Origin of the sequence: Myxococcus xanthus, assembly GCF_013116825.1 — a bacterium.
In the GTDB taxonomy this organism is placed as follows: domain Bacteria; phylum Myxococcota; class Myxococcia; order Myxococcales; family Myxococcaceae; genus Myxococcus; species Myxococcus xanthus_B.
In genome coordinates this window covers 107390-125575 of sequence record NZ_JABFNS010000003.1, presented here as the reverse complement: position 1 = coordinate 125575, position 18186 = coordinate 107390, and the positions used below count along the sequence as shown (strand labels likewise).

General features: G+C 68.5%; 13 protein-coding genes. 5 read left to right on the top strand and 8 right to left on the bottom strand.

The window, feature by feature from the left end:
• Positions 1-38: 38 nt before the first annotated feature.
• The 3 genes from HNV26_RS01965 to HNV26_RS01955 form a co-directional block, all read right to left on the bottom strand.
• Positions 39-1502, bottom strand: a complete 1464-nt coding sequence (locus HNV26_RS01965) for an RtcB family protein (protein WP_253816106.1) — start codon at positions 1500-1502, stop codon at positions 39-41.
• A 28-nt stretch (positions 1503-1530) separates the two neighbouring features.
• Positions 1531-1953 (bottom strand): archease, encoded by a 423-nt coding sequence (locus tag HNV26_RS01960; RefSeq protein WP_171441642.1) that lies wholly within the window; start codon positions 1951-1953, stop codon positions 1531-1533.
• A gap of 63 nt (positions 1954-2016) precedes the next feature.
• Entirely contained in the window at positions 2017-3468 is a 1452-nt protein-coding gene (locus tag HNV26_RS01955; protein WP_171441643.1) for an MBL fold metallo-hydrolase, read from the bottom strand.
• Positions 3469-3736: 268 nt separating this feature from the next.
• Here HNV26_RS01955 and HNV26_RS01950 point away from each other — a divergent pair, with 268 nt between their 5' ends.
• On the top strand, positions 3737-3934 hold the full coding sequence (locus HNV26_RS01950; protein WP_171441644.1) for a hypothetical protein: 198 nt from the start codon (positions 3737-3739) through the stop codon (positions 3932-3934).
• A gap of 136 nt (positions 3935-4070) precedes the next feature.
• Here HNV26_RS01950 and HNV26_RS01945 read toward each other — a convergent pair whose 3' ends face one another.
• Positions 4071-4592 carry a beta/gamma-crystallin domain-containing protein gene (locus HNV26_RS01945; RefSeq protein WP_171441645.1) on the bottom strand — a complete coding sequence of 174 codons (522 nt, stop codon included), beginning with the start codon at positions 4590-4592 and terminating at the stop codon, positions 4071-4073.
• Positions 4593-4760: 168 nt separating this feature from the next.
• Between HNV26_RS01945 and HNV26_RS01940 the strand changes: the two genes are divergently transcribed.
• Complete coding sequence (locus HNV26_RS01940) at positions 4761-4907, top strand: hypothetical protein (RefSeq protein ID WP_171441630.1); 147 nt, start codon at positions 4761-4763, stop codon at positions 4905-4907.
• Between the two features lie 4 nt (positions 4908-4911).
• Positions 4912-5037: a transposase gene (locus tag HNV26_RS37830; protein ID WP_216611716.1), complete on the top strand. Its 126-nt coding sequence runs from the start codon at positions 4912-4914 to the stop codon at positions 5035-5037.
• 139 nt (positions 5038-5176) lie between these two features.
• Here HNV26_RS37830 and HNV26_RS01935 read toward each other — a convergent pair whose 3' ends face one another.
• From HNV26_RS01935 to HNV26_RS01915, 4 genes are all read right to left on the bottom strand, one after another.
• Positions 5177-6688 (bottom strand): hypothetical protein, encoded by a 1512-nt coding sequence (locus HNV26_RS01935; RefSeq protein ID WP_253816104.1) that lies wholly within the window; start codon positions 6686-6688, stop codon positions 5177-5179.
• 540 nt (positions 6689-7228) lie between these two features.
• Entirely contained in the window at positions 7229-7606 is a 378-nt protein-coding gene (locus HNV26_RS01930) for a hypothetical protein (RefSeq protein ID WP_253816102.1), read from the bottom strand.
• A gap of 534 nt (positions 7607-8140) precedes the next feature.
• Positions 8141-8890 carry a ferredoxin--NADP reductase gene (locus HNV26_RS01920; RefSeq protein ID WP_171441647.1) on the bottom strand — a complete coding sequence of 250 codons (750 nt, stop codon included), beginning with the start codon at positions 8888-8890 and terminating at the stop codon, positions 8141-8143.
• Between the two features lie 255 nt (positions 8891-9145).
• Positions 9146-10336 carry a hypothetical protein gene (locus HNV26_RS01915; protein ID WP_171441648.1) on the bottom strand — a complete coding sequence of 397 codons (1191 nt, stop codon included), beginning with the start codon at positions 10334-10336 and terminating at the stop codon, positions 9146-9148.
• 1135 nt (positions 10337-11471) lie between these two features.
• Here HNV26_RS01915 and HNV26_RS01905 point away from each other — a divergent pair.
• Both HNV26_RS01905 and HNV26_RS01900 read left to right on the top strand, forming a co-directional pair.
• Positions 11472-13130, top strand: a complete 1659-nt coding sequence (locus tag HNV26_RS01905; RefSeq protein WP_171441649.1) for an MXAN_5453 family MXYO-CTERM-anchored protein — start codon at positions 11472-11474, stop codon at positions 13128-13130.
• A 130-nt stretch (positions 13131-13260) separates the two neighbouring features.
• Entirely contained in the window at positions 13261-18171 is a 4911-nt protein-coding gene (locus HNV26_RS01900) for a myxosortase-dependent M36 family metallopeptidase (protein ID WP_171441650.1), read from the top strand.
• The last annotated feature ends 15 nt before the right edge of the window (positions 18172-18186 follow it).

The following is an 18186-nucleotide window of genomic DNA, read 5'->3' as shown; positions in this document are numbered from 1 at the left end:
ATTCCCCCGCACGCCTCCGCTCCAATGCAACCCGGCGCTCAGCCTTTCAACACCGCGAGCGGCACCAGCCGCGCCACCTTCCGCGCGATGCCAGCCGCCTCGACCACGTCCACCACCCGCTCCACGTCCTTGTAGGCCAGGGGCGCTTCCTCCGCGAGCTCCGCATTGGAGGGACACTCCACGGCGATGCCCTGACGATTCAGCGCCGCGCGCAGCTCACTTCCCACCACCTGGCGTTTGGAAGCGGCCCGGCTCAGCCGCCGTCCCGCCCCATGGCAAGCGCTGCTGAGTGAGATGGCCTCGGCCGCCGCCTTCCCCACCAGCACGAACGACGCGGTGCCCATGCTTCCGGGGATGAACACGGGCTGGCCGACCTGATGGTAGGCCGCGGGCAACTCGGGGTGCCCTGGACCGAAGGCCCGCGTCGCGCCCTTGCGGTGTACACAGAGGCGCTGGCCTCCATGCGGCTCCAACTTCGCGATGTTGTGGGCCACGTCATAGACGATGCGAGGCCACGCTGCGGAACGGTCTCCGAACCACCGGCGGAACACCTCGCGCACCCGGTGGGTAAGCACCTGCCGGTTGGCCCAGGCGAAGTTGGCCGCGGCGCACATGGCCGCGAAGTAGTCCTGCCCCTCCGCCGATGACAGCGGCGCACAGGCGAGTTGACGGTCCACGAGCCGGATGCCCTCACGGGCCAGGGCGCGGTCCATGGTGCGCACCGCATCCGTGCAGACCTGGTGCCCCAGTCCGCGCGAGCCCGTATGGATGAGCACGGTGAGCTGGCCCTCGAACAGCCCGAGCGCCGGGGCCGCCTCCGGGTCGAGGACGCGCTCCACCCGCTGCACTTCCAGGAAGTGGTTGCCGCCTCCGAGCGTGCCAAGCTGGTCATGCCCCCGCTCCCGTGCCCGAACGGAGACCTTGGCCGTGTCGGCGCCATCGAGGCAGCCGCTGGCCTCCAGGTAGTCGACGTCCTCCGGTCCTCCCAGTCCCAGTTCGTCCACCAGATAGGGGACGCCCTCCGTGAGGACCCGGTCCATCTGCTCGGGAGCCAGCGACAGGCGGCCATGCCGGCCGAAGCCTGTGGGGATGCTCCGCGCGAGGTCATGAGCCACCTCTGGCAGGACCTCCTTCACGTCCTCGTGCCGAAGCCCGGTCGCCAGCAATCTCACGCCGCAGTTGATGTCGAACCCGATGCCGCCCGGCGAGATGACGCCATCCGGCAACGCCGTACCCGCCACGCCGCCCACGGGAAAGCCGTAGCCCTCGTGCATGTCTGGCATTCCGATGGCGAAGCCCTGGATGCCCGGCAGCGTGGTGACATTGACGAGCTGAGGCACGCTCCGGTCCTGGACCATCTGCTGGAGCAACTCCGAGTCCGCGACGATGCGGGCCGGTACCCGCATGTCCTCTCGGAAGCCCTGGCCCAGCTCATACAGGGCGGGCCCTATCTGCCGGATGAGCGGCTCGAGCTGGTGCGGGACCTCGGGAAGTGTCTCCATGATGCTTGCCTCGTGACAGGGGGTGGTCTCAGACATCGAGGACGACCGTGGCCGTGAAGCCGTCGTCGTGCTCGTTCAGCTCCAGGCCATGGAAGGTGGCGGCCTTCACAGCGGTCTTCAGCACCAGAGGCGAGACGCCGCGAACGTGGGCACGCAGCGACCGCTCTTGGAACTCGTCCACCACGAGGTCCGTGTAGACGCGCTTCGTCAGGTCCGAGCGGGCGATGAGCTCGTTGAGCCAATCGACGAGCAGTGCCTCGGTGTCCGCCGCCACGAGCGCAACGCGCTCGACGGCCGATTCCGGCGAGGGCTGCGGTAACGGCGCCTCTCCGAGCATGAGCTCCGCGAGCGCATACCCGGCCTCCTCGAAGAGCTCCGGGAGTCCCGTGCCTGAGATGCGGAGTTGAACCTCACTGACGTGCGGTTCGAATTGATGCGTCCCTGACTCCACGACTGCCTCCTTCCCACGCCCGAAGTGGAGATGCCCCCATCCGACGACAACCTCGTTGACGGCTCACGAAGGCGACGGTGGAGAAGCGTCCTGCTCCTCTGCCCCCATGGAGCGCGTTGCTTGTTCGAACTCGACCTCCGACGGCGGGCCTGTCCGCACCGGAAGTTCCAGCCGCCGCCATGCCGACATGCCGCCCAGCACGTTCGAGACCTGCTGGAAGCCGTTGCGGAGCAGGATGCTCGTGGCAAGTCCGGAGCGGTGGCCCGTGCTGCACACCACCGCGACCGGCAGGTCCTCGCGCAGGCCCAACCCGGAGAGGCACTCCTCCAGCTCGGTCACATACGCATGTCGTGCGCTCAGGATGTGGCCACGCTCGAACTCCGAGCGCTCGCGCACGTCGAGCACCTGGAAGCGCTCCATCTGGGAAAAGAGCGCCTCGGCCGTCAGCGTGCCGCTGCTCTCGATAGGCAACCCTGCGTTGCGCCATGCCCCGAACCCCCCCGTGAGGACGCCCTCCACCTTGTCGAGCCCCACCCGGGCCAGGGCCAGCACGGCCTCCTTCGAGTCCGCGTGCGCAGGCAGGACGAGGAACAGCGGCGTGCCCGGCTGAACCATCTGTCCGCCGAACACGGACAACCCCTGCCTCCAGACATTCAGCGAGCCCGGGATGTGGCCACCCGCGAAGGACTCGGGCTCACGCGCGTCCAGGACAAGGCCACTGTGACTTGCCCACTCAAAGTGTTTCGGCGCCAGGAAGGGGGGGGCGGATGGATCCGCTGAGAGTGGCACGCCACCGCGGATGTTCGCCTCCTCCATGCGCGAGAAATACGAGGGCCGGTGAAGCCGCTCCTGCACCTTGCGCTGGATGAAATCGCTCCGGCTGGAGGTGAACACGGGGTTGTGCAGGCGCTCGAAGCCCAGTGTCGTCAACTCCCTGTCCGCGATGCCGCTGCCACACACCGAGCCTGCCCCATGGGCCGGGAAGACCAGTGTCTGGTCGCCCAGGGGCAGGACCTTCTGATGGAGCGCGTCAAAGAGGAGCGCGGCGTTCTCGTAGACCCGCTCTGGCACCGCAAGGTCCGTGCGCCCCGTCTCACCAGCAAAGAGCGCGTCGCCCGTGAAGACGCCCCAAGCCTGGGCATGGTGGGGATCCAGGTAGACGGCCCAGCTCATGCTCTCTGGAGTGTGGCCCGGGGTATGAAGCGCCACCAGCGTCAAGGCCCCCAGGTGTAGCCGCTCTCGCTCGCCCATCCGCACGTCGGCATGGCCGGTGATGGGGTGCCGGCCAGCCACCACCTGCGCGCCTGCCATGCGGGCAAGCGCGGAGGTGCCCTCAACGAAGTCCTCCTGGCGGTGTGTCTGGAGCACGTAGCGCAGCCGCAACTCCTGCCGCCGCAACACGTCCAGGTAGACGTCGACATCACGCCGGGGGTCGACGACGAGCGCCTCGCCGTCACTGCCCAGGATGTAGGTGATTTGGGCAAGGCCCTCGGTCTTGATGGCCTGGAAGTACATGGCCCCTCCTTCCGCTGAAGGTGGTCGCCATGATGGGAAAGAGCATCACGGGCACGATGCGTTGCCGCCTGCATGGCCCGCCGGGAGTCCGGCCAGGAGCGGAGCATCCTCCCCCTCTTCTGAGTTGCTACCGCACGCCTGCCTGCATGAATGGCGTCCGTGGAACTTCCATCTCGCCTTCGCAACGCCGCGTGGAGGGCCGCGGGTACCTTCCGACACGCAGCCGTCGCGTGTTCGAGAAGTGCGGCTCCGCCGTCAAGGGCACGCTGTGCAACTTCGAGCCTGCGCCTACGGAGAGGAGCAGCGCCGCAACGGCCTCCAGTTGGCTCCTCGCTCGAGCATCGGCGCGCTGGTGCCCGAGGACGTACCAGGGCTGCCCTGGTACGCGAACGTGGCGCGTGCGCTCGCCGTCTTCGACTGGAGGGGCGAGCGCGCGCAGACGTTCAGGGCACCAGCTCGGCCGTGAGCGTGAATGGGGCACCGAGTGGGGGTGGGTCTGCACCCAACCGTCGTGGGTGCAGGTGATTCGAGAGTCATTGGGGCTCGATAGGGTGGCGGTCCTCGCGGCAGGGACCGTCACCTGGAATGCCAGCGCGCCAGCGTCAGGAGATTCTGATGCTGGAGGTGTTGTTGTTCAACGCGCCCAGGCTCGGGGCGTCGGAGGTCACGGACAGCGTGTCGCCGGAGAAGTTGTCGTTCTTGTATAGGACGACCGCCAGGCCCTGCGGCTTCACCGAGCTGATGGTGTTGTTGTCGATGCCGTACAGCTCCAGCTCGGCCTGGGTGTACTGGCCAGGAGGCAGGTCCACCTCCTTGCCATCGAACTGCTCTTTGTAGAAGAACCTGGCCCTGGGCTGCACCGGCACGGTGATGACCCTGATGCTGGAGGTGTTGTTGTTCATCGCGCCCAGTTCCTCGGCGTCGGCCACCACTTCGAGCTGGTCACCGGTGAAATTATCGTCCTTGAAGAGGACAGCCTTCACGCCAGGCGGCACCCTCACCGAGCTGATGGTGTTGTTATCGATGCCGCGCGCCTCCAACTGGGCCCGGGTGTAGTTGCCAGGCGGAAGATCGACGTGCGTCCCCCCGAAGTCCTCTTGGTAAAAAACGGTAATGTTTGCCATTGCAGTTCTCCTCCCTTGAGCGGCCCCGGCCCATTCGTTGCCAGAACCGCCGGAAGCATTGGGCACAGCAATCCGGAAAAGCAATCCGTCTCCAGTACCGTATCCATCTGACCAAGAACGTGCTGAAAGGCGTTGAGTGAGGAGTCGGCGCCGAGGCCCCTTGCGGGAATGTCAAAGCCGGCGGAGGTGGCGACGACGCCAGCGGCAACGGAGTCGATGTTGGAGGTGGTAACGACGAGCGGAGCGCAGGTTCGCTTCGCGGTCGGCACCGGCGTGGAGTACGTGGCCCGGCTCGTCGGTGCGCTGAGGTGGTAAGACGGTGTTTGCCCTGTCGGCGTCGGTGCGCGTGGCGCTGACGATGGAGCCGGTGGACATGCGCAAGTCCATCGATGGCCTCATGGAACTGGCGCGCAAGGCCTGGGGCGAGGACGTCTATTCAGGGTAGCTCTTCACCTTCGCGTCGCGCAGGTGGTGCATCTGGACGCCACGCAGTTGGCGATGCTGCTGGACGGCATTGACGTGGCCCAGGTGAGGCACCAGCCCGCCTGGACAGCTCCCGGAGCGCGCGGGCGGGCCTGGGAGCGTCAGTTCGCGCCCAGGCTCCAGCGCTGCACCAACTCCGTCCTGCGGGACGGGTCCTTCAGCAGCTGGTTGGCCCAGTGCAAGGGACCGGCCCGCCGCACCATCTCGAACTCGGCCGCGAGCAGGGGGATGACCCAGAGAAGGTTCACGGGCGCGCCTGGAGGCAGGGGCACGGCGGGCCCCTGTGCGATGACGAAGTGGCGCAGCCCCAGGAGCGGCTCGGAGACGACGGCGATGTCGCCCGGTGCCCAGGCCGGTTGGCTGCCCTCGTTCGATTGCATCAGCGTCCCCAGCGCCGACAGGGCCAGGGCGCGCTCCGGGCTGTGCGAGTCCATCCACGCCGCCAACTCCACATGGATGGCACTTGAATCCTGCTTTCCGCTCGCCTGCGGCCCCCAGCCGAAGCCATTGGTGACAACCGTGAAGCCGCTCTGTCCCAGTCGCGTGCGCACGAGCACCTCATGCGGGGGGAGCGCCTGCGAGGCCGGAGGTGCAATGTGGGCGAGGGTGTCGCCCGGTAAGGCGCCCTCCAGGGCATGGCGGAAAAGGGCCTGGTACGTATTGACGCCCACGCTCGAGGAGAACGGCTTGCCCGGCGCCGACGCCCGGGCCCAGCGGGTGAAGGGCTCCGCGGCATCCGAGAGGCGCTCGAGCATCAGGCTGGAAGGCTCACCGGCGCGGACCCGGTAGCGCATGGTGTCTCCGCCGAATGGCTCGGGCCAGGAGCCGGGCTGAACGCCCAGCGGCACCTCCAGGACCTCATCCGCGGAGAGCGGGCGGTTCTCGCGAACCATGCGATAGGCGGCGAAGTACAGGGCCTCCCGGCCACGCGACGTCTCCCATGTGTCCCACTCCTCCGGCGCGAGCTGGAGATCCGGCAGCCCAAAGCTCTCCAGGCCGCGCAGCTCAAGGTAGCGGCTGCCCCGGCGGCGGGAGAGCTCAACCCAGGCGCGGAACGGACGGTAGTCGGGGTGGGCCAACTCCCGAAGCAGCCGAGCGAAGATCCTAGCGTCCTTCACGAGCGAGTCTGCCTGGTGCAAAACCACCGCCGTGCCGTTGAGGGCAAGGCGTGAGACCAACAGCGAGAAGACGCGCATCACACCGTCCTCTGCCCACGGGTCCGGCCTGGCGCCGCCTCGCATCGGCTGCTCCCCGCCCTGGCGCAGGGAGACGCCGGAAGCGAGCGTCAGATAGCAGCCCTCTCGTGGAAGGTTCGGAAACTGCCGCAGGTCCAGTCCCTCACGGGACAGGGGGCCGTTTCCCCTGAAGACATGCACGGTGTGCCGGCCGTTCGTGAGCCGGACTCCCTGGCCGACCTCCACGGTGAAACCCAGCTCTGCCAGGCCCAGTCTCGAGAGCCACGCGCCTGGAGCCTCCTCGATGCCGGGCAAGGGCTCCGCGAAGAGGACCGAGGCATGGGCCAGCGGGCGAGGAGGCGGGAGTCCCGCCGGGCCCTCGGCAGTGGGGATGACGTCTGGAGAGGAGTTCACGAGAGCGGAGCGGGGATCGTGCATGAGAATGGGGGGCTCATCTCTCAACGCGCCAGAGCCCTCCGCCACTCCTGACCTCCTGAGTCGGAGTTGAGCCCCTCCGTGTGCCTGATCGCCTCATCCAGGGAGTCCTGTCCCAGCCCCTTGCAGCAAGGTCTGACCCAGTCGGCGCTCTACTTGACGCATGAGAGGGATGAGGGGCCCTGGCTTGCGCCCCCTTGGGCACACGCCTGCCCAGACCGCGCTACCTTCAGGTGCGCAGCAGGCGCATGGACCTCTTGGCGCCTCTTGAGCGTCAACACCCCGCGGCCTGGAGTGGCCCTCGGGTCAGGGCCTACCTCGCACATGCCGTGGGCAAGCCCAGGTGCTCCGGAATCGCCGCACCCCGGGGGCCCTCTTCACGTACGCCAAGCCCCTCCCCTGCCTTCACACCTCACGCAGGCGAACACGTCGAAGTCGAACGTCCTGCGGAGCGACTCTGCTCGCCAGGACATCCAGGCCACGCCCGCCATCTCCCTGCGGCCCAGGCCCGGCGTCTGGGTCACGGCCACCCGGCGCTGAGACTCAATCGTTGCAGCAGACACGGTAGGCGCCCTGATAGGGCGGACCGTCCGTCGCCATGCAGTCATCACCGATGGACTTCACGCCGCCACGCTCCGCACAGAACCGAGGCGCCTGCTGACGCGACATCGCACAGGCCTCCTCCCGCGTGTTGTACGTCCCCCGAGCCTCGACGTAGGGACATGGCTTCGCCGGCGGCTGTGCCGGAGCCTGCTCCAATGACTGTTCAGACGCCGGCGGCTGTGCCAGAGCCTGCTCAAGCGGCTGCGCAGACACCGGCGCCGACGTCGGCTCGGGTTTGACCTCGGGGGCGACGCTTCCGCACTCCATCATCAACAGTCCCACGGCCACGCCCCCGAATACCCTGATGCCCAGCTTCATGTGCCAGCCCTCCCTGTGCTCACGGTGGTGGAAACACCGGAGCATACACGGGATTCATCGCCGGCCCTGTGCTCATGGAAACGCTGGTGCCCAGTATCCGTGCGCATGAGTGCGGCCTGTCAGCTCCTGCCGCCCGAACGCAAGACAAGCAAGCCCGCTGCGCTTCGCGCCATTCGAGTTGCATCCCCCCACCCTGTCCGGAACATCGCTCGCGGAGTAAGCGAAGACACCGTGGAACCTCGTGAGGTTTGCCCGAGGCGAGGAGGAGGCACCAGGGACGCCAGGCGACGCAGCAACTCCAACCCGGTGAAGAGCAGGTGCGTGGTGCCATCTGGCTGCGGGCGCTTCATCCGATAGGCGATGCGGCCGTCCTCCACTCATGACAGCCGCTGCAGCGCCAGCGCGCCGCCCCCCCTCAGCGGCATCGCCGTTCCAGTCCCTGCCTGTCGTTGGCATTCAGGTGCGTGTTGGCGTGCAGGGAGAACCCCTCCAGCAAGGCGCACCCATCGTCATTCGATGAAGCGTGGCGGGGGCTCAACGACTGACGAAGGCCTTCTCGATGAGGAAGTCGCCGCGCTCGTGAGAGTCGCCCTCCTGAAAGCCGAAGCCTTCGAGAATGGTCGCGGTCTCCTTGATCATCTCGTGACTGCCGCAGATGACGACGCGGTCATGCTCGGGTGAGAGCGGCCGCGCGCGAAGCAGGTCGGTGATACGCCCCTGATTGCGGAACGGCTCGCGCGTGACCGTCGGAAGGTACGTCAGCTTCTCGCGGACGAGTTCACCCAGGTACGGGTCGTTCGGCAGCACCTCTTCGAAGAACTTCGAGTACGAGAGGTCATTCACGTGGCGACAGCCGTGCACCACGGTGACGCGCTCGAAGCGCTCCCAGGTCTCGGGGTCTTTCACCATGCTCAGGAACGGCGCGAGGCCGGTGCCGGTGGCGAGCATCCACAGGTGACGGCCCGGCCTGAGATTCGCGACAGTGAGCGTGCCCACCGCCTTCGTGCCCACGAGCACATGATCGCCCGCTGCGACCTTCTGCAGCCGCGAGGTGAGCGGGCCGTCCTGGAGCTTGATGGAGTAGAACTCGAGCGTGTCGTCGTAGTTCGCGCTCGCCATCGAGTACGCGCGCATGAGCGGGCGACCTTCGACCTCGAGGCCCATCATCACGAACTGACCGTTCTGGAATCGGAAGCCGCTGTCGCGCGTGCAGACGATGGAGAAGAGACGGTCAGACCAGTGTTGCACCGAGAGCACACGCTCGGTCGTGAAACCAGTGGCCATGGTTCAGCCTAGCTCCTTGTGAGTGGTGCCCCCATTGCCACGTGCCAGCCAGGCTGTCCCCCTTTTGCCAATGCAATGGCACAAGGCCAACGAGTTGGCACACGGGTCATTCGCGGCGCCATGACTCCGCGGAAGTCAGGCCGCGCCCCAGCCCGCCTGCCGCCAGCAACAGCGTGGCCAGGTTCCTCAGCAGGGCGCCGCCCCGGAAGGCACCACTGCCCGGCTCACGTGGGGGCCGGGCAATGGCGGAGAGGGCTAGAGGCCGTCGTGGTAGCAGAAGCCGTGGCCGCGGTCGAAGCCGCCACCGGGGAGCGCGTAGTTCATGTAACCCAGCTCATCGCCCGGGCCGCACTCGGAGCGGGCGCGGTGGTAGGGGTAGCACTCGCCCTTGCCGTCGCGGTCCAGGTCGGCACACACACCACGCGCGCCCTCGGTGCCACAGTAATGCGCGAAGCCCAGGCTGCAGATCTCACCCGTCAGCGCGGGGTCGAACGTGAAGCCGTTCTGCTCGAGGACGGACTGCTCGGTGCACAGGCCGTACACGCCGCACATGGTGCCGGAGGGGCAGCCGGGGTTGGGCGCCATGAAGTCACACGTCTTGAGGCACTGGGCGTTCTCCGACAGCAGGTCGGTGCAGGCGAAGCCCTGCTCGCAATCCGTCGAGGCCAGTTCGGACTCGCTCGCCGCCGCGGTCTTCGTGCAGGCCTCTCCCTGGACCTTGGTCCCCAGCGCACGCTCCAGCGTACCGTCGGAGGCGACGTAGTCATCCGGGACGCAGGTGGTGTCCGGCAGGTTCGCCGTCAGCGAGCCCTGGCGAGGGTCGCACCCGTCCTGGCGCACCGTGTTCCACGTCGCGAAGCGAATCCACCGGCACTCGCCGCCCGGAACCACCGCGCTGCCCCAGTACGGCGCGTTGAGGGGCGGGGCATCCACCGACTCACGCAGCGTCACGTTCGTCAGCGCGCCCAGGGTCTGCTGCGGCGACACCTTCACCGCGAGCAGGAGCGTGCCCGCGTCGGCGACGAAGAACTTCTCCGTGGGCGAGCCCTCATCCTGATAGCCGAAGACGCAGCGATCACAGGTGAAGGTGTTGCCTCCCCCCACCGACAGGTCATACACGCCGGGCGCCGTGTTCACGTCCAGGCGGATACGCGCCGGGTCCGGGAACGCCGGGTCGCCAAAGTTGTTGAAGTTGCCGCGGTACGTCGGCTGCGGTGAGTACATCGTCGGCGTCAGTCCGATGCCGTTGGCCAGCTCCCCCATCGTGATTTCGGTGCAGCCCGCGGGAGGCTGGAGCTGCTGCGCCTGCGCCTTCACGGCCTCGATGGCGTCCTGTTCGGGCGCCGGCTTCCGCGCCTCCTGTCCACAGCCAACCAGACCGGCCAGCAGCACCGCGCTCCACCTCATTCCCTTCACGTTCGCTGCCTTGACAACAGGGAACGACATATCGTTTCTCCGATCCCACTCAGACGATGTCTGAGCTTCTCTGCCCGGACGCGCCGGGACCTGGTGAACGCCATTTCACGTGATGCAGGTGAAGCAGCGCTTTGGCCGTCAACGGGCGAGATGGAGGTTCGAAAAGCAGGGATGCCGGCCTGGGCAATAGACTAGCGAAATCCCGTCACAAGTCGAAAGTCATACCAAGCCCAAGGAGGCGAACTGTTGCAACAGGATTGAAAAAGACCATTGAAGGATGACACGCGGGCTGCGCGCCGGGCCGGACGCCCCTTTGGCGCACTCGCCGGCCCGGGTGCTGCTACGCGCTCGAGCCCCGGGCCCGTTGTCCTGGTGAGGTCGCGAGCAACCGCGCCACGGCGTGGAACACCGCTTCCGCATTGGCCGGAGGCCTCACGTACGCCGCGGGCTCCAGGTGGGGGAGCCGGCCCACCAACGAATCCGGCCCGCTCACGGTCCCCATGACGCTGCGCGTGCCGATACGGGCCGCGGACGTGAGGCATGGGCGATGGGGCGCGTACGCCCGCCGTGCCCAGGAGCCGCCCCCGCTGGAGAACGGCCACGTTCTTGTCCTCCAAATGTCATTTCAAGACAGAGCGGATATTTAGAGCTAGCCGACATATCCACGCTTCCGCGATTCAATCAAAAACCACGACTGAACCATGAATACACGACGCAGCGCGCCGCCCTGATGCGGCGGAGACGGGACACGTCGCGCAGGCGCCAGACACCTCGAAACAACCAAACTCGCAACTTAATATACATTTGCAACTCACACTCACCACACAAACAGTGCGGGCCATCCGTCGGAGCAGTCGTCCCGGTTTCTCACCGCTCCCTGGCGTGTATCAGCCCGGATTCCCGTTGAAATGCCCCGCTCCAGCACGAGTCAGACACCTCTGGCCCGCTGCCGCGTCGCACGCTGCGAGTGAATCAATTTGTAATCAACGACGCTCCTGCTAATCGTGTGTAGCAACTTTGCGAACAGGCCGTGACGAATGCGGCCCTCGTGACGGGCGCGGCGCGCCCGGAGCGACGGTCCCATGGGGGGACGGGGTCCTGCGCGGGAAACCGGCAGTACAGCCCTCCATGGTGGTGGGCTACCTGCCTTGGAGAGGTGGCACGCATGACTCGTGGTGCATCGCTGAAGAGCAGTCGTCGGACCGTCGCGCCCACTCACGACCGGAAGCGCGGCGTGATGCTGGGTGCGTTCCTGCTGGCGGGAGCAGCCTCGGCCGAGCTACCGGACTACACGTTCCAGTTGCAAGCGCGCACCAACCTGGCCGTCAACATCGAGGAGGGCTCCTACAACGTCGAACTGGGCAGCCTCACCTCCGCCGGCAGCTATTTCGTTCCCATCACCGCGGACCGGCAGGTGGCCTTCCAGCTCGCCATCACGCGGGAGGGACGTCCGGGCGTCTGGTACGGCCAGAACGGCGAGGGCGGACGCATCTACCTGCTCCCTGACGGCATGGGGCCGGATGCACGTCTTGGCGAGGTCAGCCTCAACTCGCACCGGCAGTTGGTCTTCGCCGTCACCGGGACGAATGACGCGTCGAAGAACGGCATCTACGTGCTGAACGCGGACGAGCCAGACGCGCCGCCGCGGATTGTCCGCTCGCCGCTGGGCGCCTCCAGTTGGTCCAGCCTGGTCATGAACGAGGCGGGGCAGATGGCCGCCCGCGTCACGCTGAGCACGGGCTACGCCTACGTGCTGTACACGCCCAATACGACGGGTGGCTTCGACGCGAAGGTTCTCGCGGCGGAGAAGTACGTCGACCCCGGCTACCCCTACACGTTCCTCTACTCCCCGGGCGCGAACGACCTGGGGCAGATCGCCGCGGCGGTGGACCTGCAAGCGCCCAACTCCAGCGCCTGGTACCAGGAGCTGCGCATCTTCAACCCGGATGGGACGTCGCAGGTCATCGCGGACACGCGGGGGCACAACCCGGACTCCAACATCTTCCGCTTCGCCGCCGTGCAGCCCGCCATCAACAACCTGGGCCAGGTGGCCATCCAGGCCACGCTGCTGGAGGCGGCTGGGCGGCAGAGCACCGCCATCCTCCTGTGGGATGGCGACGAGCTGAAGGTGGTCGCGAAGAACGGAATGGACGTGCCGGGCGAGCCCGGCGAAGCCATCGGGACGGTGGAGGTATTCCCGCCCGACATCAACGACCGAGGACACGTGGTCTTCCGGGCCACGCGCAAGTCGGACGGGTTCCGCGCGGTGTGGGTGGGTGACGGCGAGAACTTGAAGCGCGTGGTCACCGAGCACGACATCCTCCCCTCGGACAAGGGGGACGCCCGGGTGGACCAGGAGACCCCCACCAACCCGGTGTTCTCCGGCATGCCGAGCATCAACCGCCACAGCGACATCAGCTTCGGCGTGGGCCTGGCCCCGCCGGAGACGGACCAGGTGGAATGGGGCACCGCCCTCTACATCGCCCAGTCCTCGCTCTGGACGCCGGACGCCCCGGACGCGGGCACCGACCCCGAGCCCGACGCGGGCACCGAGCCCGACGCGGGCACCGAGCCCGACGCGGGCACCGAGCCCGACGCGGGCACCGAGCCCGAGCCCGACGCGGGCACCGAGCCCGACGCGGGCACGACCCCGCCGGACGCGGGCCCGGGCACCCCCGAGCCGCAGCCCAACCCGGAGTCGGACAGCGGCTGCGGCTGCCAGTCCACCTCGGCCGCCGGCCTCTGGCCCTTCGCGCTCGCGGGCCTCGTGGGCCTGACGCGCCGCCGCTCGCTGAAGCGCCGCGAGCAGGCCCCGCGCGACTGACGCCCGCTCCCTCCCTTTCCCGGGGGCGCGTCCGAAGGCGGCGCGGCCCCGCAACCGCTTCGCAACGTCGGGGGCGCGGCCTGTCTGGGTCGCGCCCCCCGTTGTCTCTACCCTCCTCTCCGGAAGAACGATGCATCTCAGGAAGCAGTGGCTCACCCATGTCCTGCTGGCGTCATGTCTTGGCACCAGCGCCTCGGCCGCTCCACGGTCGAACTTCGACGCATTCCTCGCGCGTCCCGGCAGCACACCGCTCGTCGTAGCCGATGAGCAGGCCCATGCCCGCGGCCTGCGAGTCGAGCACACGGAGGCACGGCTCGGCGTCCCCTCCGTCCTCTGGTCCATGCAGTCCGGCCCGGGCCTGGAGACCGCGGCCCGCGCAGGCACCCGTCCCGAGGACGCGGCGCGCGCCTACCTGGGCCAGGTCGCGGACCTCTACCGGCTGAAGCGAGAAGACGTCTCCGCCGCGCCGTTGCAGGCCGTACACCAAACGGGCAAGGGCGCCGTCATCGTGACCTTCCGCCAGGCGGTGGAGGGCGTGGAGGTGTTCCGCAGCGAGGTGAAGGTGGTGATGACGCAGGCGCTCGCGCCCGTGGCCGTCACTGGCTACCTGGCGCCGAGCGAGCTCACCCTCGCGGCCCGGCAGCGCACCGGCGCGAACACCTTCCAGCGCTCCGCGGCGGACGCCGTGGCGGCGGCGTACTCGGACCAGAGCGGAACCTCGCTGGGGGCGCACGCATTCATCGCCGTGGACTCCCGCGGCGGCTACACGCTGTTCGACTTCGAGCCCGGCGTGCGCACCGTGATGCCCGGCCAGCTCGTCGTTCCCGCGCGCGCGAAGAAGGTCTTCTTCACCCTGCCCGACGGCCTGCGGCCCGCCTGGTACGTGGAGGTCAACGCGGGCCCCAAGAGCAGCAAGGACTCGGACTACACCTCCTACGTCATCTCGGCCGTGGACGGCGCGGTCCTCTTCCGCAATGACCTGCGTGCCCACGCTGCGGAGAACACGTACCGGTACACCGTCTGGGCGGAGACGGCCGCGCCGTACCGCCCGTTCGACGGCCCCCAGGGCTCCGCCGGCTCGCCCTTCCCCCGGCAGGAGCTGGACGGCTACGACGCCCCGCTGGACGTGCCGCCCAACGTCGTGGAGCTGCGAAACAGCCCCTTCTCACGGAACGACCCGTGGCTGCCCGCCAACGCCACGCAGACCGTGGGCAACAACGTGGACGCCTACGTGGACCTGGTGGCGCCGGACGGCTACCAGCCCGGCGCGGACCTGCGCGCGGACATCACCGGTGAGCGCGCCTTCAACTACGTCTATGACCCCCACCGCGCCCCGGGCTCCAGCATCGAGCAGATGAAGGCCTCGGTGGTGAACCTCTTCTTCATCAACAACTTCCTGCACGACTGGTACTACGACGCGGGCTTCGACGAGGCCTCCGGCAACGCGCAGATGCAGAACTTCGGCCGTGGCGGCATCGAGGGTGACCCGCTGCGCGTCGAGGGGCAGGACTACAACGGCCGCAACAACGCCAACATGGCCACGCCGGCGGACGGCATCTCGCCCCGCATGCAGATGTACGTCTTCGACGGCATGCCCATCCTCCAGGTGACGGCCCCCGCATCGCTGGCCCGTGCCTACGTGAACGGGGACAGCCGCTTCGGGGCCCAGGAGTACACGCTGGACGGCCCGGTGCAGGTGCTCGCGCCCACGGGGCGGACACTCGGCTGCACGCCCTTCGAGACGGGCACCTTCGCCGGCCACGTGGCGCTGCTCGACCGCGGCGCATGCGACTTCGTCACCAAGGCGCTGAACGCGCAGAACGCCGGCGCCATCGCGGTCCTCGTGGCCAACACCAGCGCCGGCGAGGGCCCCCTCTCCATGAGCGGAGACGACGCGCGCGTCACCGTGCCCGTGGCCTCCATCTCCCGGGAGACGGCGGACCTCTGGAAGGCGGAGGTGGCCGCCAACGCGAGCACCCTCCAGGTGCGCCTGCACCGCTCCAAGGACCTGGACCGTGACGGCACGCTCGACAACACCATCATCGCCCACGAGTGGGGCCACTACATCAGCAACCGCCTCATCGGTAACGCCAGCGGCCTCACCAACAACCAGGGCCGCTCCATGGGTGAAGGCTGGGCGGACGTGCACGCGCTGCTGATGATGGTGCGTGAAGGGGACGACTACGCGCGCGGCGCCTACGCCGTCGGCGGCTACGTTTCAGGCGGTGGCGGCGGCGACGGCTACTACTACGGCGTTCGCCGCGCGCCCTACGCCACCGCACCGACGCTGGCGTCGAGCCGCAACGCGCTGACCTTCCGGCACATCGAGAACGGCAATCCCCTGCCGACGAGCCACCCGCTCGCCTATGGCCAGGCGGGCCTCGGCAACTCCGCCGTGCACAGCAGCGGCGAGGTGTGGGCCTCCATGCTCTGGGAGTGCTACGTGTCGCTCCTCCAGGCCCACCCCTTCCAGGAGGCCCAGGACCGCATGAAGCGCTACCTGGTCGCCGGGTACAAGGCCACGCCCGTCTCCCCCACCTTCCTCGAGGCGCGTGACGCGCTGCTCGCGGTCACCGCCGCGAGCGACCCGGCCGACTACCAGCGCTTCCTCCAGGCCTTCGCCAAGCGCGGCGCCGGCATGGGCGCGAAGGCCCCGGACCGTGACTCCATGGACCACGTGGGCGTGGTGGAGAGCTTCGCGGCGGGCAACTTCATCGAGGTCACCTCCCTGCGGCTCGATGACTCCCTGGTGGACTGCGACCGGGACGGCGTGCTCGACGTGGGCGAGACGGGCCTGCTGCGCGTGAGCGTGCGCAACGTGGGCGGCGGTTCGCTCGGCGCCTTCTCCGGCACCGTCACCACCACCAGCAGCACGGCCACGCTGGAGTTCCCCTCGGGCAACACCCTGAACTTCGGCTCGATGGGCCGCGCCGGCACGGCCACCGCCACCCTCCCGGTGAGGCTGGCCGCCGCGCAGCCGAACGCACACGCCGGCCTGAGCATCACCTTCGACGAGCCCTCGCTCCCCGCCAGCGCGAGGCTCACGACGTTTGACCCACGGGTGAACTACGACGACGTGCCCGGCGCGGCGGCGGAGGACGACTTCGAGGGCGCCCTGTCCTCGTGGACCTCGTCCACGTGGCTCAACCCCTACGGCGAGGCGGACTGGAAGGTCCAGGGTCCAGAGGGCGGGCGCTACATGCACGCGCCCAACCCGGCGGTGCAGGCAGACCTGTTCCTCATCTCCCCGTGGATGAAGGTGAATGAGACCGGCGCCTTCACGTTCAGCTTCCGCTACCGCCACTCGTTCGAGTCCGACATCTACACCGGCGGCTCCATCTTCCCGTACTACGACGGCGCCGTCCTCGAGTTCACCCACGACGGCCTGCAGTGGTTCGACATCTCCGCGATGGGCGTGACCTCCATCTACTCCATCGACCCGACGGACGGCTCCGCGGGCTACATCGAGCAGGGGCCCAACCCGCTGATGTACCGCAACGCGTGGGTGGGCCAGAACGTCACGCAGGAGAACGGCAGGACGGTGCGCTTCCCGGAGTGGTCCACCGCCGAGCTGCGGCTGGCGGACATGCTCGCCGGCAAGAACGTCCAGTTCCGCTTCCGCATCGGCACCGACACCGCGGTGGGCGCGTACGGCTTCGACCTGGACGACGTGCGCTTCACCAACGTGGAGCGCATGCCCTTCGGCGGCCGGGTGGACGAGCAGGGCGACGGCACCACCTGCAACCAGCGGCCGGTGGCCAACGCCGGGCGTGACGTCGGCAGCCCCAACGCCCCGGTGTACGAACGCGCGAGGAACGCCGAGACGGGGGCACTGGAGCTCGTGCGCCACTCGCTGGACGGCACCGCCAGCTTTGACCCGGAGGGCCAGCCCCTCACCTACCACTGGACGCAGGTGAGCGGGCCGGCGGTCACCCTGGTGAACGCGGACACGGCCACCCCGTCGTTCACGGCGGATGTGCCCGACGACTCCATCCTGACGTTCCAGCTGGTGGTGCGCGATGGCCTGGAGACCAGCGCGGCCCACCAGGTCCGGGCCTGGGTGCTCAACGTCAACCGCGTCCCCACGGCGGTGGTGACCGCGCCGGCGGAGGTGGCGGAGTTCTCCTCGGAGCCCGTGATGCTGGATGCCCGCGGCTCGAGCGACCCGGACGGGGAGTTCATCACCTACAAGTGGGCGCAGACGTCCGGTCCCGCCGTCGCGCTCAAGGCGGGCTCTGGCGCCACGCCGAGCTTCGTGGTGCCCGAGGTGGCCGCCGATACGCGGCTCACCTTCACGCTGGTGGTGAACGACGGCAGGGCCCAGAGCAAGACGGCCACCGTGGCGGTGATGGTGCGCAACGTCGACCGGGCCCCCGTGGCGGATGCGGGCTCGGAGCAGGTGGTGGACCCGCTGGCCACCGCGAGCCTCCACGCGACCGCGGTGGACCCGGACGGGGATGCCCTCACCTGGACGTGGCGTCAGGTGGAGGGCCCCGCGGTGGAGCTCCAGGGAGCCGACACGGCGACCCCGTCGTTCACCGCCCCCGAGGTGCGCGCGGAGACGGTGCTGCGCTTCGAGGCCATCGCCAGCGCGAACGGGCTGTCCAGCGCCCCGATGACGGCGACGGTGACGGTGCGGCACGCCAACAAGGCGCCCCAGGCCCTCCCGCGGCTGGTGGGTGACGCTCGGCCGGGGGCCCAGGTGACGCTCGACGCGTCCGCGTCCAGCGATCCGGATGGCGACGCCCTCACCTTCGGGTGGAAGCAGGTGGCGGGTCCGTCCGTCACCCTCTCCGCCTCCACGGGTGAGCAGGTGACGTTCCGCGCGCCCGAGGCGAAGCAGGCCGTGACGCTGCACTTCGAGCTCACCGCGACGGACGCTCGCGGTGGCGCCAGCACGGCGGTGCTCGGGGTGACGGTGCAGCCAGCCTCTAGCGGCTCCTCGGGTGGCTGCTCCAGCACGGGCGGCTCATCGCCAGGGCTGCTGCTCTCCCTGATGGGGCTGCTCGCGGGAGCCGTTCGTACCCGCCGACGCGCGTAGCGACATCCGTCCCCC